15 protein-coding genes are annotated in these 14,801 nt (G+C 35.5%); 11 read left to right on the top strand and 4 right to left on the bottom strand.

Annotated features, from left to right (window positions below):
- The first annotated feature begins 98 nt into the window (after positions 1-98).
- The 4 genes from EKM05_RS08675 to EKM05_RS08660 all read left to right on the top strand — a co-directional run bounded on the left by EKM05_RS08675 (position 99) and on the right by EKM05_RS08660 (position 3,583).
- Positions 99-1,301 carry a pyridoxal phosphate-dependent aminotransferase gene (locus EKM05_RS08675; protein ID WP_126461673.1) on the top strand — a complete coding sequence of 401 codons (1,203 nt, stop codon included), beginning with the start codon at positions 99-101 and terminating at the stop codon, positions 1,299-1,301.
- A gap of 235 nt (positions 1,302-1,536) precedes the next feature.
- Positions 1,537-2,697, top strand: a complete 1,161-nt coding sequence (gene purT / locus EKM05_RS08670; RefSeq protein ID WP_126554641.1) for a formate-dependent phosphoribosylglycinamide formyltransferase — start codon at positions 1,537-1,539, stop codon at positions 2,695-2,697.
- A gap of 266 nt (positions 2,698-2,963) precedes the next feature.
- Positions 2,964-3,116: a hypothetical protein gene (locus EKM05_RS14635; protein WP_231507376.1), complete on the top strand. Its 153-nt coding sequence runs from the start codon at positions 2,964-2,966 to the stop codon at positions 3,114-3,116.
- Positions 3,117-3,259: 143 nt separating this feature from the next.
- Entirely contained in the window at positions 3,260-3,583 is a 324-nt protein-coding gene (locus EKM05_RS08660; RefSeq protein ID WP_126461666.1) for a DUF6370 family protein, read from the top strand.
- Positions 3,584-3,621: 38 nt separating this feature from the next.
- Here the strand turns inward: EKM05_RS08660 and EKM05_RS08655 are convergent, their stop codons facing one another.
- On the bottom strand, positions 3,622-5,265 hold the full coding sequence (locus EKM05_RS08655) for a hypothetical protein (RefSeq protein ID WP_126461663.1): 1,644 nt from the start codon (positions 5,263-5,265) through the stop codon (positions 3,622-3,624).
- A 174-nt stretch (positions 5,266-5,439) separates the two neighbouring features.
- Here EKM05_RS08655 and fabD point away from each other — a divergent pair, with 174 nt between their 5' ends.
- The 5 genes from fabD (at position 5,440) to EKM05_RS08630 (ending at position 9,684) form a co-directional block, all read left to right on the top strand.
- Positions 5,440-6,315, top strand: a complete 876-nt coding sequence (gene fabD, locus EKM05_RS08650; protein ID WP_126456372.1) for an ACP S-malonyltransferase — start codon at positions 5,440-5,442, stop codon at positions 6,313-6,315.
- A gap of 117 nt (positions 6,316-6,432) precedes the next feature.
- The gene (locus EKM05_RS08645) at positions 6,433-6,684 is read left to right on the top strand and encodes a hypothetical protein (RefSeq protein WP_197037213.1); all 252 of its coding nucleotides are present in this window, start codon (positions 6,433-6,435) and stop codon (positions 6,682-6,684) included.
- Between the two features lie 516 nt (positions 6,685-7,200).
- Complete coding sequence (locus EKM05_RS08640) at positions 7,201-8,070, top strand: chromate resistance protein ChrB domain-containing protein (RefSeq protein WP_126554639.1); 870 nt, start codon at positions 7,201-7,203, stop codon at positions 8,068-8,070.
- A gap of 54 nt (positions 8,071-8,124) precedes the next feature.
- Positions 8,125-8,625, top strand: a complete 501-nt coding sequence (locus tag EKM05_RS08635; RefSeq protein ID WP_233590895.1) for a hypothetical protein — start codon at positions 8,125-8,127, stop codon at positions 8,623-8,625.
- 330 nt (positions 8,626-8,955) lie between these two features.
- The gene (locus EKM05_RS08630) at positions 8,956-9,684 is read left to right on the top strand and encodes a superoxide dismutase (protein WP_126452624.1); all 729 of its coding nucleotides are present in this window, start codon (positions 8,956-8,958) and stop codon (positions 9,682-9,684) included.
- A gap of 368 nt (positions 9,685-10,052) precedes the next feature.
- Here EKM05_RS08630 and EKM05_RS08625 read toward each other — a convergent pair whose 3' ends face one another.
- Complete coding sequence (locus tag EKM05_RS08625; RefSeq protein WP_126554637.1) at positions 10,053-10,808, bottom strand: NUDIX domain-containing protein; 756 nt, start codon at positions 10,806-10,808, stop codon at positions 10,053-10,055.
- A gap of 421 nt (positions 10,809-11,229) precedes the next feature.
- On the opposite strand from EKM05_RS08625, the gene EKM05_RS14395 reads away from it, so the two are divergent.
- Together EKM05_RS14395 and EKM05_RS08620 are read left to right on the top strand one after the other, a co-directional pair.
- Positions 11,230-11,433, top strand: a complete 204-nt coding sequence (locus EKM05_RS14395) for a hypothetical protein (protein WP_158615145.1) — start codon at positions 11,230-11,232, stop codon at positions 11,431-11,433.
- Positions 11,418-11,636, top strand: a complete 219-nt coding sequence (locus EKM05_RS08620; RefSeq protein ID WP_233584093.1) for a glycoside hydrolase family 3 N-terminal domain-containing protein — start codon at positions 11,418-11,420, stop codon at positions 11,634-11,636. Before EKM05_RS14395 ends, EKM05_RS08620 begins: the two co-directional genes overlap by 16 nt.
- Before the next feature lie 32 nt (positions 11,637-11,668).
- Here the strand turns inward: EKM05_RS08620 and murF are convergent, their stop codons facing one another.
- Both murF and gldJ read right to left on the bottom strand, forming a co-directional pair.
- Positions 11,669-12,952 (bottom strand): UDP-N-acetylmuramoyl-tripeptide--D-alanyl-D-alanine ligase, encoded by a 1,284-nt coding sequence (murF, locus tag EKM05_RS08615; protein ID WP_126554633.1) that lies wholly within the window; start codon positions 12,950-12,952, stop codon positions 11,669-11,671.
- A gap of 63 nt (positions 12,953-13,015) precedes the next feature.
- Positions 13,016-14,704 carry a gliding motility lipoprotein GldJ gene (gene gldJ / locus EKM05_RS08610; RefSeq protein ID WP_126461647.1) on the bottom strand — a complete coding sequence of 563 codons (1,689 nt, stop codon included), beginning with the start codon at positions 14,702-14,704 and terminating at the stop codon, positions 13,016-13,018.
- Positions 14,705-14,801 lie beyond the last annotated feature (97 nt).

Genomic DNA, 14,801 nt, shown 5'->3' with positions numbered 1-14,801 from the left:
CATTCAAAATCACAACATCTAGAGATGCTCTGCAGTGCATCTCTACATTGCATCTTTACAGTGTATATATACTAATAAACTAACTACAACCTATTACAATGAATCCATTATCCGATAGAATAAACAATTTATCTACATCTCAAACATTAGCAATGGCAGCTTTGGCCAGAGAATTAAAAGCACAAGGAAGAGACATTATCAGTTTAAGCTTAGGCGAACCAGATTTCAATACGCCAGACTTCATCAAAGAAGCGGCGAAAAAAGCGATTGACGAAAATTACAGCACCTACTCTCCAGTAGAAGGATATGCTGAATTAAAAGAAGCCATTTGCAGAAAATTCAAAAGAGACAATAATTTAGAGTACAAACCCTCTCAAATTGTAGTGTCAACCGGAGCAAAACAATCCTTATACAACATTGCTCAAGTAATGCTAAACGACGGTGACGAAGTAATTTTACCGGCTCCTTACTGGGTTTCGTATTTCGAAATCGTAAAATTATCAGGCGGAATTCCTGTAGAAGTACCCACTTCTGTAGATACGGATTTCAAAATCACACCAGAACAATTAGAAGCAGCAATTACACCAAAAACAAAAATGATGTGGTTTAGTTCCCCTTGTAACCCAAGCGGATCGGTGTACAACAGAGACGAATTAACGGCTCTTGCCAAAGTGTTGGAAAAACACCCACATGTATATGTTGTTGCTGACGAAATCTACGAGCACATTAATTTCTCCGGAACTTTTTGCAGCATCGCATCCATCCCGGGAATGCTAGAACGAACAATTACCGTAAATGGAGTAGCCAAAGCTTTCGCCATGACAGGTTGGAGAATTGGATATATTGGCGCACCAGAATTCATTGCAAAAGCGTGTACAAAAATTCAAGGTCAAGTAACAAGCGGTGCGAATAGTATTGCACAACGTGCTACTATTACCGCAGTAGATGCTGATCCAAGTGTTCTAAAACACATGGTGGACGCTTTCCATAGCCGTAGAGATTTAGTCGTTGGATTATTAAAAGACATTCCAGGAGTAAAAATCAACGTTCCCGAAGGTGCTTTTTATGTATTCCCAGACGTTTCTTCTTTTTTCGGAAAAACATTAAAAGGAACGTTTATCAAAGACGCCAATGATTTCTCTATGTATCTTTTGGGCGAAGCCAATGTAGCAACCGTAACCGGTGACGCTTTTGGAAACCCAAACTGTATCCGTTTTTCTTACGCAACAAGCGAAGAATTGCTAATTGAAGCCTTACGCCGAATCAAAGAAGCTGTAGCTCTTACTGAGGTTCCTGCATAATATAAAATTTGTTTCAAGTTTAAAATAGTTTAAGGTTTAAAGTTTTAACGCTTTAAATTTTAAACTATTTTTTTTTGGGGCATGCCCCGCAGAAAAGGCGGGTCGGGCTATCCGTTGCAATCTTTTTTATTACCTTCGCTATCGCTGCGGGAATACAAAGGATTTCCACTACTATCCCTCATGCAGTAAGAACAGCTCGCGAGATGTCCCTAGCTATACCTAACACAATAAAAACATGAAAATACTACTTCTCGGCTCAGGCGAATTAGGAAAAGAATTTACAATCGCTGCACAACGCATAGGGCAAATCGTAATTGCGGTGGACAGTTACGAAAATGCACCCGCCATGCAAGTTGCCCATGATTTTGAAGTCATCAATATGCTCGACGGAGAAGCCCTAGACCGCGTCGTCGCCAAACATAAACCTGATTTTATTGTTCCCGAAATAGAAGCCATCAGAACCGAGCGTTTTTATGACTATGAAAACCAAGGAATTACCGTAGTTCCTTCTGCGAAAGCGGCAAACTTCACGATGAACCGTAAAGCGATTCGAGATTTAGCATGTAAAGAATTAGGATTAAAAACCGCAAATTACCGCTACGCCACTACTGCCGCGGAATTACAAAAAGGCGTTGAAGCCGTTGGAATGCCGTGTGTCGTCAAACCATTAATGTCTTCGTCCGGAAAAGGACAATCCACCATAAAAACCGAAGCCGATATCGAAAAAGCATGGAAGTATGCCGTGGAGGGTTCCCGTGGCGATGTCGTAGAAGTGATTGTAGAAGCATTTGTCAAATTCAATTCGGAGATTACTTTATTAACGGTGGTACAAAACAATAATCCAACACTTTTTTGTGCGCCAATTGGCCATAGACAAGAACGTGGCGATTATCAGGAAAGCTGGCAACCCGCCAGAATTTCCGACAAGGATTTGTACGAAGCGCAAGACATGGCCGAAAAAGTAACCGAAGCTTTAGGTGGTGCAGGACTTTTTGGAGTCGAATTTTTCTTGACTGATGACGGCGTTTATTTCTCGGAATTATCGCCTCGTCCGCATGATACCGGAATGGTAACATTAGCCGGAACACAAAACTTCAACGAATTCGAATTGCATTTACGCGCTATTTTAAGTTTGCCTATTTTTGAAATCACATTAGAAAAAGCGGGAGCCAGTGCAGTCATTTTAGCTTCGGAAAACTCCACAAATCCAACGTACTCTGGCACCGAAAAAATTGCGGCTTTACCTAAAACTGATTTCAGAATCTTTGGCAAACCAACTTCAAGACCGTACCGCAGAATGGCAGTGGCTTTAGTAAGTGATACCGTAGAAACTCCAATTGAAGAAGTGGTAGAAAAAGCAAAAAATGCAGCAAGGTTGATTACCGTGCATTCGTAATTACATTTAATAAACTTCCAATATTATACCGAAAACAAGATGAAAAAAAAATTCGCTAAATCAGTGTTATCAGCGTTCCTTTTTATCATCTTGTGAATTATCACCTAACCATTCGAAAGTTCTTCTGGAACCTTTAAATACCTTTGATAAAAAAATACCGATGTCTAATTCTATCGTAGACATCCTGAATAATGATTACCCACACTGCCTTCAAGGGAAAGTTTTCAAAGAAAAAAAATATTTGCTTACACATAGGATTTCCAAAAATGAATGAATATTGCCTCCATGGTCACAATAAATTCGAGAAAGAACCGGGTTATTTTCATGGTGCAATGTATGTTAATTATGGTCTGACGGTAGCACAAGGTATTGCCACATTTGGCCTTGCTCAATTCTTTTTTGCCGAAAGTTTTGATTGACGAATCATTCCAATTATTGCAGTTGTCATTATTGAAATGGCTTCTATTAACATTCCTCTTTCCAGATTAATATGAATTTACATGTTTAAAAATTATTCGATGTAAAAAACGAGTATCTTAGCTAAAGCAAAAAACAATCAATTATGAAAAAGTTATTATACTTAACCCTTTTGTTCGTTGTAACATTAGCAAGTGCTCAGGATAAAGATAAAAAAGAAGAACCAAAACCACAAATTGTTGAGGCTGCTTGTGGTCAATGCCAGTTTGGAATGGAAGGACACGGTTGTGAATTAGCCGTTCGTGTGGATGGAAAATCTTATTTTGTTGACGGTAGTTCAATCGATTCGCACGGAGATGCACACGCCAATGACGGTTTTTGTACAACAATACGAAAAGCCGAAATTGTTGGTAAAATTGTAGATAATCGGTTCAAAGTAACTTCTTTTAAATTACTGCCAAAAAAATAAAAAAAGGGCTAAAAGAAAATTCTTTAGCCCTTTTTTTATTACTTCGATTTCATACTCGCTTCCAAATTGATATTCTCAAAACTTGAAACATCAATAACTTCTTCCATGTCTACATCAAAAGAAATTTTCACACTGTCACCCACAATTGTTACTGGCAATTGATTGGATATTTGTGACGAACCCACAAAAATATTAGGGTAATCTTTCACCTTAAAATAATAAAAGCTATTCCCGTTTTTCACATCATTCTGAATTCTCGTTACTACTGATTTTACTGATTTTTTATTAGAAACACTATTCGGGTTTATTTTATTATCCGACATATTGTAGACATTTTTAAACGAAGTCAAGGTTTCTCGCATTGTATTGCCGACGCCCACAATCGTATAATCTGAAATGGCCACCATCGCAAACATTTTAACTAATCCGCCGTTATCTTTGAGCGTCATCGCATACGTGGGAATGTTATTGATATTATACGGAATAGGCAACGACGCTTTATATCCTTTCTCCTGAACTTTCCCTTGTGCCGAACTTTGAGCCGCATATTCCGTCGCGCCACTTTGTTTGTAAAAAGTAGTTTCTTTGGTTCTGGTATCTACCAATACAAAACCTACTGCAGATTCTTCTTTCCCGACTGAAGTTAATCCTGTGTACCAATAGGATTTATTGTCTTTTCCATATACCAATGTCATTCCTTCTGTAATTTGCAGTTTATCCTGATTAGAAAAATTCCAATAGCCGTGAACATATTCACCCCAATCATTCAACTGATTTTCTATAAAATCCAAAGGCTGAATTCGATCCACCCATTTTGGCGTTTTAGCAATTGAATATTCATTTATTGCTCCAGATTGTGCATCAACCACAATAACTCCCGTAGCTTCTTTTCCTGAAAAACCAATTTTTTTCACATATTTAGTGACAATCCAAAACGGATTTCCAGCATCATCAATTTCAAAACTAAAATCAGCCAGACCAACAGTAGCATTTCCATTAAAATAAACGTGTCTGTGAATGTCACTTTGGAAGTAAGCGCCTTGCTGGTATTTAATCTTAATGTTCTTCCCTCCTACACTCTGAACTAATTTCACATCACGTTCATTGGTTGCAGAAACCATAACATATCCCGCAGTTCCCTCTTGGTTGTTAAACCATTTCAAAAAACCAGAATGTAATAATGGAGCAACCCAGTACAAGTTATTGTTCACCTTTTGGATACAAAAATCCCCCAATTCTACCTGACTTCCCAAAGCGGGTTGAGAACCTAAAATTTTCTCTCCCAAAAGATGGGCTAGTTCCTCATCGACCACACGGATTTTATCAATAGAAATTGGAGCAATGTGATTGGTTATTTTTTGGCCGTTTTTAACCTCGCCTATTAATTTTTGATACGAATCGCTTCGGAACATTTTTAGGCTGGTTATAAAAGGAAGCGCAACACAATACGCTAAAAGCAATCCTACCAAAACAAACAAAATCTTGTTAGGTTTGGAAACAATCTTGACTTGCTTTGTTTGCTGAGAAATAGTCAAACCAACAGAAAATAAGATCCCTATTACTAACAACAGTAATAAAATAAAAGCAAAACCAGTAAATCCATAATTGATTACCGGAAGGTTGCCATAAAACAATAAAAAACCAAAAAGGAGTAAGAAAGCTATTGATAAAATCTTTTTCATAAAACTAAGTTTTAAATATTAGTCTTTAATACTCCTAAATGTTACACTAATAAAAGTGTCAATTTTAAAGAAAACAATAACCCTATTTACAATACCGCAAAAAACAGTATTTTTGCATTCTGATTGGAATTCATTTTTCAGTCTTTAATTTTTTTCAATCTTTAAAATAAAAACATGAAAGCATACGTATTTCCAGGTCAAGGCGCGCAATTCACAGGAATGGGTAAAGACTTGTATGAAAATTCTGCTCTCGCAAAAGAATTATTCGAAAAAGCCAATGCAATTTTAGGTTTCCGCATCACAGACATCATGTTTGAAGGAACAGCCGAGGAATTGAAAGAAACCAAAGTGACACAACCAGCCGTTTTCCTGCATTCGGTGATTTTAGCAAAAACATTAGGGGAGGATTTCAAACCAGAAATGGTAGCGGGACATTCATTGGGTGAGTTTTCAGCTTTAGTAGCTAATGGTACTTTATCTTTTGAAGACGGCTTGAAACTGGTTTCTCAAAGAGCTTTAGCTATGCAAAAAGCCTGCGAAATAAAACCATCGACTATGGCGGCCGTTTTAGGATTGGCTGACAACATTGTAGAAGAAGTTTGTGCTTCGATTGACGGAATTGTAGTCCCTGCAAATTACAACTGCCCAGGACAATTAGTGATTTCAGGAGAAACATCAGCAGTGGAAAAAGCGTGTGAAGCGATGAAAGGCGCTGGTGCAAAACGTGCATTATTGTTGCCTGTTGGAGGTGCTTTTCACTCTCCAATGATGGAACCGGCTCGTGAAGAACTGGCCGCAGCTATTGAAGCAACAACCTTCTCAACTCCTATTTGTCCGGTATATCAAAATACAACAGCCAGTGCAGTATCAGACCCCGCAGAAATTAAGAAAAACCTAATCATTCAATTGACAGCTCCCGTAAAGTGGACACAATCAGTACAGCAAATGATCCAAGACGGAGCAACCTCATTTACTGAGGTAGGCCCTGGAAAAGTATTAGCAGGATTGATCGGGAAAATTGACAGAGACGCTGTTACCGCTAATGTATAAAATAGTGGTAATTGGTGTCCAATAAACGAAATTTCCCCAAACTTATGTTTGTAACGATTTTGTTTATCTTTATACGATGAATGTACTCAATTATCAATTTTTTAAAATGAAAATATAATGAAAAAAGCACTTTTAGGATTAGTATTTGTTGCCACTTTAATGACTTCTTGTAAAGAAGAAACAAAAGAGGAAGTGAAAGAAGCTAGAGAGGCCATTAGTAATGAAATGGAAGGAGCTATCGATACTGCAGCGGTAAAAGTTGATGCTGCCGCTGATTCTACCAGAATAAAAGCAGGAGAAATTCTTAAAAAAGGAGCTGACAAGATAAATCAGGCTGCTGAAAAACTGAAGGAATCCGGAAAAGAATAATTCAAAAACAAGGCTGCCCGGAAAGTAATTCCCAGACAGCCTTGTTTCTAAATTGAGTATACAACCCGTCATCGAGTGGCATACTGTAAATTAATAAAGAGGTACAACGTTAAATCTTGGAAAACCGGGTTAAAATTCAAGAATTAATTTCAAATAAAAATAAGCTCAAATGGTTCATAACATTACGATTCTACCCGAAGTTATCGGGAGTTCAAATCCTCTATCGCGCACAAAATTCAAATAACCAAGTCATTTAATTTTAGAGGTTAGTTTGGTTATACAATTGATAACCCCTAAATTTATTAAGATTATTGATTCGAATATCCTAAAGTCATATTAAAGAGACTGATATTTATTTGTTTTATCTTTTTTTGTATAAAGATCCATTGTCGAAATAATCAATCTCTAATCTTAGCTCTTGAACAATTGATTCGTAAGTGTTTTTTTGAAACCTAGATAAATAAATGTAGATTAGCTTACTATTTAAGGAGCAAAATTTCCTTTATATTATTTCAAATGAAATGGATTACTAGAGAACGCCCTAAAATTGATAGAATAGCCAGTCCTTGGTTGATCAAAACTTTTATAGACAAAAACGCTGAATTTATTTATGTCCCATTCAGTGATGTTTTGAATAAAGCAAAAGAATTTGATGCCATTCCTTTTGATATTCCTAATGTAGAATACACACATTATGAAGAGAAAAGCACCTTTGATTATATTGTGAAAAAATATAAAATTAAAGACCCAGCTATTTTAATTATAGCTGATATTGTACGAGGAGCAGACACAGATAGACACGATATTGCAAAAGAATCAGCGGGACTTTTGGCAATTTCAGCGGGACTTTCTTATAATATTACAGATGATTATAAGTTATTAGAAACAGGAATGGTTATTTATGATGGGCTATACAGTTGGGCAACACATTTGTACAAACAGAATCATTTGCAGAATAGTCCTTTTGAAAACCTGCTGCACGAAGTGTACAATAAATTTTTAAAGGAAAAGAAAAAAAACAAAAAGAAAGCTCCAGCTTGGGTCAAAGATTTGAAAAAAATTATTCAGGATCAAATAGACAATCAATTTACTTTTGACCTAAAAAAAATTTCTAGTGACTTGGAGATTAACCCTTCTTATTTATCAAGAGAATTTTCAAAATATTTTGGAGACCTCAATTTTGGAGACTATGTTAGAAAATTACGAATTGAAAAAGCAATCTCCCTTATTCAGAATTCAACGTACTCTCTTACTGAAATAGCTTATATGACCGGCTTTTCAGACCAAAGTCATTTTACGAGGATATTCAAAATACATACAGGGAAAAACCCTTCTTCCTACCGAAAAAAAAAGCAAAAAAGTAATTCAAATACAAAAAGTAAATAGCATTCTATTTATTCCTATTTCTCCTCTGTAGTTTTGTAAAAAATACAAACTATTATGATTTTTTTCAAATATTTTCTTCTTGCTGCTATATTAGTATTTTCTATACCTGCAATTGGGCAAACAACTTATCCGAAAATTACGGGATATTTTGGGATATTGCATCCCATTGTAACGGTAAGTCCGGATGGAACTAATATCAATTTTAGAGATTATTATGCTCTGGGTTTCCCAACTGGAATCAATATTTGGAAAAGTCCAAAAATTGGGTTCTCATTTGAAATTGTACCCAATATAAGAGCAGAAAACGGAATTAGTAAAGTGAATAGTTTATTATTTCATCCTGGCGTATTAGTAGCACTAGGAAACGGATACACCTTTGCAGGCAGAGCAGCATTTGAGACTAGTGGTAGGTATGGCATAACTCCAGTATTCAACAAAACGATAATAAAAAACACCAATAGCAGTTATTATATTGCCATTCCATTGCCAGTGCGGTTTGGTAATGATCACCCTACCACTTTTACTGTAGGTTTCCAATTTGGCATCGCCTTTTAAAGCTACTTAATTTATGAAAGAAAACACAATATATGTTAAAAGTGTTAACTGTTTGTTTTCTAAAAATTAAGTTATTCAGGTTTCGCTAGTCCAGTGCTACTAGTCAATTAAGTGCCCCCGAGATTTAGTCAAAGAAAATAGGCTTTCGGAAAAATAAATTTAGAGTCATTTAAAAAAAAGGCACAGCATAATATAACGAACATAACGACGACAATACATGCCGTTTTATCAATACTTGCAAGATCTACATTAAGGAAACACAAGAACGAACCTCATTTTGATTTCCGCAATAATAGGACTAATTTTAAAAATAATTTAAACGCTAAAAAAATGAACAGAAAAGATTTCTTAAAATCGAGTAGCTTGTTTGGAGCAGCAGCATTAGTGCTTCCGACTACAAACACGTTTGCTAAAAATTTAGCAGACAATTCCATCGATAAATTGGTAGATGCCAATGGTAATTATATTCAACAAACGTTGCCTTACAGCGAAAGTTTTTTGGAACCCTACATGGATGCCGAAACCTTGCACCTGCATTATACTTTTCATCACGGTGGCGCAGTAAAGGGTGCTAACAAAGATTTACAAATGATAAAGAAAGCATTGGATGAAAACAATTTGGAAACTGTTGATTTTTGGACAAAAAAGCTCTCCCATCATTTTTCATCTCACATTTTACATTCTATATTTTGGACTAATCTTACCAATAAAAACACATCACCCCAAGGTAATTTGCTAAAACGAATAGAAAAAAGTTTTGGTAGTTTCGATAGATTGAAAGTTCTAATTGCTGCCACCTCAAAAAATGTTGACGGCAACGGTTGGGGAATTCTTGCGTATCAACCTTACAGCGATAGCCTGGTAATTTTACAATGCGAAAACCACGAAAAACTTACGCAGTGGGGAGCCATTCCGATATTGGTTATTGATGTTTGGGAACACGCCTATTATTTAAAATACAAAAATAAACGAACCGATTTCGTAGATGCTTTATTCAATATAATCAATTGGGACAATGTGGCGATGAGATTGAACGATGCAGAAAATCTGATGAAATAAAATAGTAATAAAAACCAACTAAGTAACAACCATTGTATAATATCGTATTTTAAAATTAGATGAAATAACCCAACAGATTGATTTTAAACTACTGTTGACTACTTTTGACTTTATGACGTTTAAACTTTCGACTTACTTATCCTATACGTTTGGATACTCGGTTTAAAATAAGTAGAAGTCTTTTAGAAAGATGAAAAAAATATTTTCCTGCCAGTAACCCTTCAAAAAAGAATGGTTAATTAAAATCGAATTAAATTATAAATTGTTATTTCTTCAAATCCTGCATAAAATGGTTAGAAAACAGTTCCTAATCGCCCACAAAAAACTTCATTATTTCTAATGAAGTTTTTTTATGCCTTTTCTTTAATTTACCACCCCTGCGTCAACCCGTTTTTAACAACCTCTTCGTATTTTTCTTTATCAAAACGGTATAAATTAGGGGCTTTGTGGGCTACATTACTTTTCTTCTCGTCCAGCTTATTTAATATCCCAATTGCCATTATCTTACGTAAAAAATTTCTACGGTCGAGTTTTCTGCCTAAGATGGTTTCATATAATTTCTGCAACTCAGGAATCGTGAATTTTTCGGGTAATAAATTATAGCCTACCGGCATTAAATTCAATTCCATGCGGAGTGTTTCTAATGCTTTATCTAAAATTTCCTTGTGATCTAAAACTAATTCCGGCACCGCATTATGGTCAATCCATTCCACCGTTTCATTGTTACCCTCGGGTTGCGGAATCGTTTTTAAAAAATCAACCAAGGCATAATACCCAACGGTTACAAAACGACTGGCAAACCATTTGCCTTCCGCTAAAGGTATTCCGTAAAAATCTAAAACAGTATTACTGACATCAACATTGCACCTTCTGGCTGCTCCAAAAGTTGAAAATTGTCTTAGAAAAATCCCCCTTAGTCCCGTTCTACCATTCAAAACAGTGACAGCAGCCTGATCAATATCCTCATTTATAGGCACAAAACCACCGGGCAAAGCCCATTTATCACTGTACTTTGTTTTTATCAATAACACTTTTAGCTGATTGTCATGAAATCCAAAAATCACACAATCTATTGATAAACCGGGCTGATAGTTTTCCTTATTGTCTAAAATATTTTTTAACATGTACTTATTTTCTGATAATTAAAGTATAATTTATTAGTGTTGCAATTTAGCTCATTTTTATAAGAAAATTAAAGAACATCACTTTTTCAAAACTCTCAATGCAGTGTTTTTCTATTGAAAAGAAAAAACACTGCAATAATAGTACAAATCGATTGTGTAAAAACACATCTGTACTAAAAATAGTCTAAAAAAATTATGCAAAATGCATTACGAATCAAATAAACATGCACAATGCGTCAAAATAACACATTTAATTAACGAACCCAATAATTCAAAAACAACCCAGTAAAAGACGAAAAAAAAATATTTTTATTACTTTTTGGACTGATATCAATCTCCCAATCGCATGCTCAAGATGTAGATTATCGCGCTAAGGCAAAAAAACTAGTAGCTAAAATGAGTTTAGAAGAAAAGCTTTTTTATGTTCCGGCGAAACCGATTAGTCCACAAAAGCTGTTCAATACTGGATATTCCTACTATTTTTATGACGGATGGACCGCTTGGTTTGCATAAAGCAGAAGGTTTCGACTTTACTAATAGTGTTCCTTCCATTCTTTTCCGACTGCATCGGCACTTGCTTCGTCCTGGAATCCAGCATTGGTACAAAAAATGGGTGAAACCCTAGAAATCGAATCTCAGACTAACGATCTTCAAATAGTATTAGACCCCGGAGTAAATATGAAGCGATCGCCTCTTCTCGGAAGAAACTTCGAATATTTTTCTGAATATCCAGTTTTAGCCGGAGAAGTTGCTGTTAGTTTTATCAATGGTCTTCAAAGTCAAGGCGTGGGAACTTCCATGAAAAATGCCATCATAACTTTAATATGATGGCATTTTTATTAAAAAAAAATATTTTTTAATTACAAAAAATCTAACGTTCGTTCCAATGCCATTCCTCTCGATCCTTTTATCAAAATAGTACTATTGTTGAATGTTATCATTGGTAAATCATTAGAAAATTCCTCAAATGTACTATAGAACCAAAAGTTGCTTTTTCCCATTTTATTGGTATAAAATGCTGCACCTATAAAATAACATTTCACTTTATCTTCGTTCAAAAGAAGGTCAACTATTGCTTTATGTTCTTGCTGACTTTCCTGTCCCAACTCAAACATATCGCCCAAAATCATAACCTTATTTAAATCCTCTAACTGTAGAAAATTCTCAATAGCTACAGCCATACTGCTCGGATTTGCATTATAGGCATCTAGAATTACTTGATTAGTTCCTTTTGTCAACAACTGTGATCTGTTGTTTTCAGGTACATAGCTTTCTAAAGCTTCTTTTATTGCGATATCATCGATACTAAAATACTTACCAATAGTGAGCGCTGCATTGATGTTATTGGCATTATACAACCCAATTAGGTGGGATTTTATTTCCAATCCGAAATAACATATTTCTACAAAAGGATTTGCCTTAATCGAAGTAATATTAACATCCGCATTTGTTTTATTTATACCAAAAGTAAATGAGTGTAACCTTTTTGATTTTTCAACTTGAATTGTATCTTCCAAATTAACAAAAGCAAGCTTGTCTTTTTTTGAAAGGTATTGATACATTTCGCTTTTGCCTTCAATAACGCCCTCTACACCACCAAAACCTTCTAAATGGGCTTTGCCAAAATTAGTGATATACCCATAATCCGGTGTTGCTAATTCACATAGAAATTCAATTTCTTTTTTGTGATTTGCTCCCATTTCAACTATTCCTATTTCAGTTTCTGAAGTAAAAGAAAGCAATGTCAATGGAACCCCAATATGGTTGTTTAAATTGCCAAGGGTTGCTTTGGTTTTAAATTTTTTCGAAAGTACAACCTGAATAAGTTCCTTAGTGGTTGTTTTTCCATTACTTCCCGTAAGCGCAATTATAGGTAATTTTAAATATTCACGATGGTATTTTGCTAATTCCTGCAGCGCGACCAGACTATCTTCAACTAAGATAGTCCTTTGATCAATAAAATAAGATTCATCATCAATTATAACATACGCAGCTGCTTTTTCTAATGCTTCTTTTGCAAAAGTGTTAGCATCAAAACGCTCTCCTTTTATGGCAACAAATAAGGAGTTTGGCTCAATCTTGCGGGTGTCAATTGAAACTGAGTTGCATTGCAAAAACAAACTATGAATGTAATTAATATCCATTTGAAACGATTTAAAAAAACAAAAGCCCTAATCAAAGGGCTTTTGTTTGTATTTATATAAAAATTAATTTCTGGCTGATCTTTTTTTATCTGCTTTTGCTCCTACTCTAGACATCGCACATCTAAAGCCAATGTAATCTGTGGCCATGTCCTGAGGAAAATACCTTCTTTGAGCCGGATCTAACCAATAGGCTCTATCCCTCCAGGATCCTCCTTTGTAAACTCTGACATTGTCATTTATCAAAGTTGTTCTTTTGCTTGATTTATCATATTTCCTAACCATGTTCCCTAAACTGTCCGTAGTCACATTGTGTATTGGGGAGTTATACATGTTTTTTTCTTCTTTCGTTTTCTCGTCATCTGATTCTGAATCTCCAAAATTATAATATCTAGTAGATTGTTTATCTCCATCTCTGTAGTTAATATTATCACTTTTATTAAAATTTTGTCTCAGATAAGTCTCTTGTTCGTCAACGGGTACCTGAGCGATTTGACCTGGAAAGTTTCTGGCAATGATTCTTCCGTTGCTTAAAGTGTCAAATTTCATATTGTCTTTAGTGACAATTTCTACTTTGCCATCTTCACCAATTTTATTTTTAGTGTATTGATTCCCTCTGAAATAATTAAAGTCATTTGCTTCATTATCGATAATAGGTCGGTAAACATCTTGAACCCATTCAGCTACGTTTCCGGCCATATCGTACAATCCAAAATCATTTGCAGGGTATTTTTTTACTTCATTTGTAATATCAGCCCCATCATCAGACCAACCTGCGATTCCACCGTAATCACCATTTCCTTGCTTAAAATTAGCCAATTGATCCCCTTTACTTTGTCTTTTGCCGGAACGCGTGTACCCGCCTGACCAAGGATATTTTTTTTGCCCTTTGTATATGTTATATTCTCTTTGTCCCACATCGGCTGCAGCTGCATATTCCCATTCCGCCTCTGTAGGAAGCCTGTATTCCGGAAGAAGAATTCCGGAAGAACGCTGCGCATAAACATTCTTTGGTTCTACAACCGTCCCGTTTTTTCCAGCTTTAGGAGTTTTTCTGGCTCCTTTTCTTCCTTTTAACACAATATCTTCATTTCCTCCATAAGCCAAGGTCGGTGAATTTAAATAGGTTTCAGTATCAAAATTGCTGTCTGCAGTCACATCTAGTGTTTTTGCATTCTTTTTAAGGTATCCGTTTTTTTCCAGAAGCGCTTCATTTACACGTTGGGTTCTCCAATTGCTAAATTCGACTGCTTGAATCCAATTTACACCTACTACAGGATATTCTGCATAAGAAGGGTGTCTTAAGTAATTATTGGTCATTGTTTCATTATAGCCCAATCGATTTCTCCAAACTAAAGTGTCTGGCGAGGCACCTTCATATATATTTTTATAATTTTCTTCCGTTGGTGGATACACATTTTTCAACCAGTCTAAATAATCCAAATACATTGAATTCGTTACCTCCGTTTCATCCATATAAAAAGATTGAACATGTTGTTGTGTTGGGGTGTTATTCCAGTCATGCATAACATCATCCTGCACTTTACCCATGGTAAATGTACCTCCTTCCACAAAAACCAATCCCGGACCTGCTACTTGTTTCTTATTATTTGAACCTGCCTTTTTACTGTCCATATTCCAACCAGTCGCTCTTGAAGTATTCTTTGAGCTAGATTTTTTACTGCAACTGGAAAAACCAATAATAAACAGGATTGATATTAACAATCGTAAGCTCATAATTCTGTTTGCTTTCATACTCTTTAGTGGGTAATAATTTTAGTGGCGCAATATAATAATTATCAATTAATCAACATCGATCTTTCTTACTATTTTCAAAAAACCAATTTTAACA

Origin of the sequence: Flavobacterium sp. GSP27, from assembly GCF_003970395.1 — a bacterium.
Classification (GTDB): domain Bacteria; phylum Bacteroidota; class Bacteroidia; order Flavobacteriales; family Flavobacteriaceae; genus Flavobacterium.
Note: the sequence above shows the minus strand (reverse complement) of the source record. Positions and strands in the feature narration are given on the sequence as shown.

Coding starts and splice junctions, on each gene's coding strand:
- EKM05_RS08675 (WP_126461673.1), top strand. CDS start 99: ATGAATCCATTATCCGATAGAATAAACAATTTATCTACATCTCAAACA.
- purT (WP_126554641.1), top strand. CDS start 1,537: ATGAAAATACTACTTCTCGGCTCAGGCGAATTAGGAAAAGAATTTACA.
- EKM05_RS14635 (WP_231507376.1), top strand. CDS start 2,964: ATGAATGAATATTGCCTCCATGGTCACAATAAATTCGAGAAAGAACCG.
- EKM05_RS08660 (WP_126461666.1), top strand. CDS start 3,260: ATGAAAAAGTTATTATACTTAACCCTTTTGTTCGTTGTAACATTAGCA.
- EKM05_RS08655 (WP_126461663.1), bottom strand. CDS start 5,265: ATGAAAAAGATTTTATCAATAGCTTTCTTACTCCTTTTTGGTTTTTTA.
- fabD (WP_126456372.1), top strand. CDS start 5,440: ATGAAAGCATACGTATTTCCAGGTCAAGGCGCGCAATTCACAGGAATG.
- EKM05_RS08645 (WP_197037213.1), top strand. CDS start 6,433: ATGAAAAAAGCACTTTTAGGATTAGTATTTGTTGCCACTTTAATGACT.
- EKM05_RS08640 (WP_126554639.1), top strand. CDS start 7,201: ATGAAATGGATTACTAGAGAACGCCCTAAAATTGATAGAATAGCCAGT.
- EKM05_RS08635 (WP_233590895.1), top strand. CDS start 8,125: ATGATTTTTTTCAAATATTTTCTTCTTGCTGCTATATTAGTATTTTCT.
- EKM05_RS08630 (WP_126452624.1), top strand. CDS start 8,956: ATGAACAGAAAAGATTTCTTAAAATCGAGTAGCTTGTTTGGAGCAGCA.
- EKM05_RS08625 (WP_126554637.1), bottom strand. CDS start 10,808: ATGTTAAAAAATATTTTAGACAATAAGGAAAACTATCAGCCCGGTTTA.
- EKM05_RS14395 (WP_158615145.1), top strand. CDS start 11,230: ATGTTCCGGCGAAACCGATTAGTCCACAAAAGCTGTTCAATACTGGAT.
- EKM05_RS08620 (WP_233584093.1), top strand. CDS start 11,418: ATGGGTGAAACCCTAGAAATCGAATCTCAGACTAACGATCTTCAAATA.
- murF (WP_126554633.1), bottom strand. CDS start 12,952: ATGGATATTAATTACATTCATAGTTTGTTTTTGCAATGCAACTCAGTT.
- gldJ (WP_126461647.1), bottom strand. CDS start 14,704: ATGAAAGCAAACAGAATTATGAGCTTACGATTGTTAATATCAATCCTG.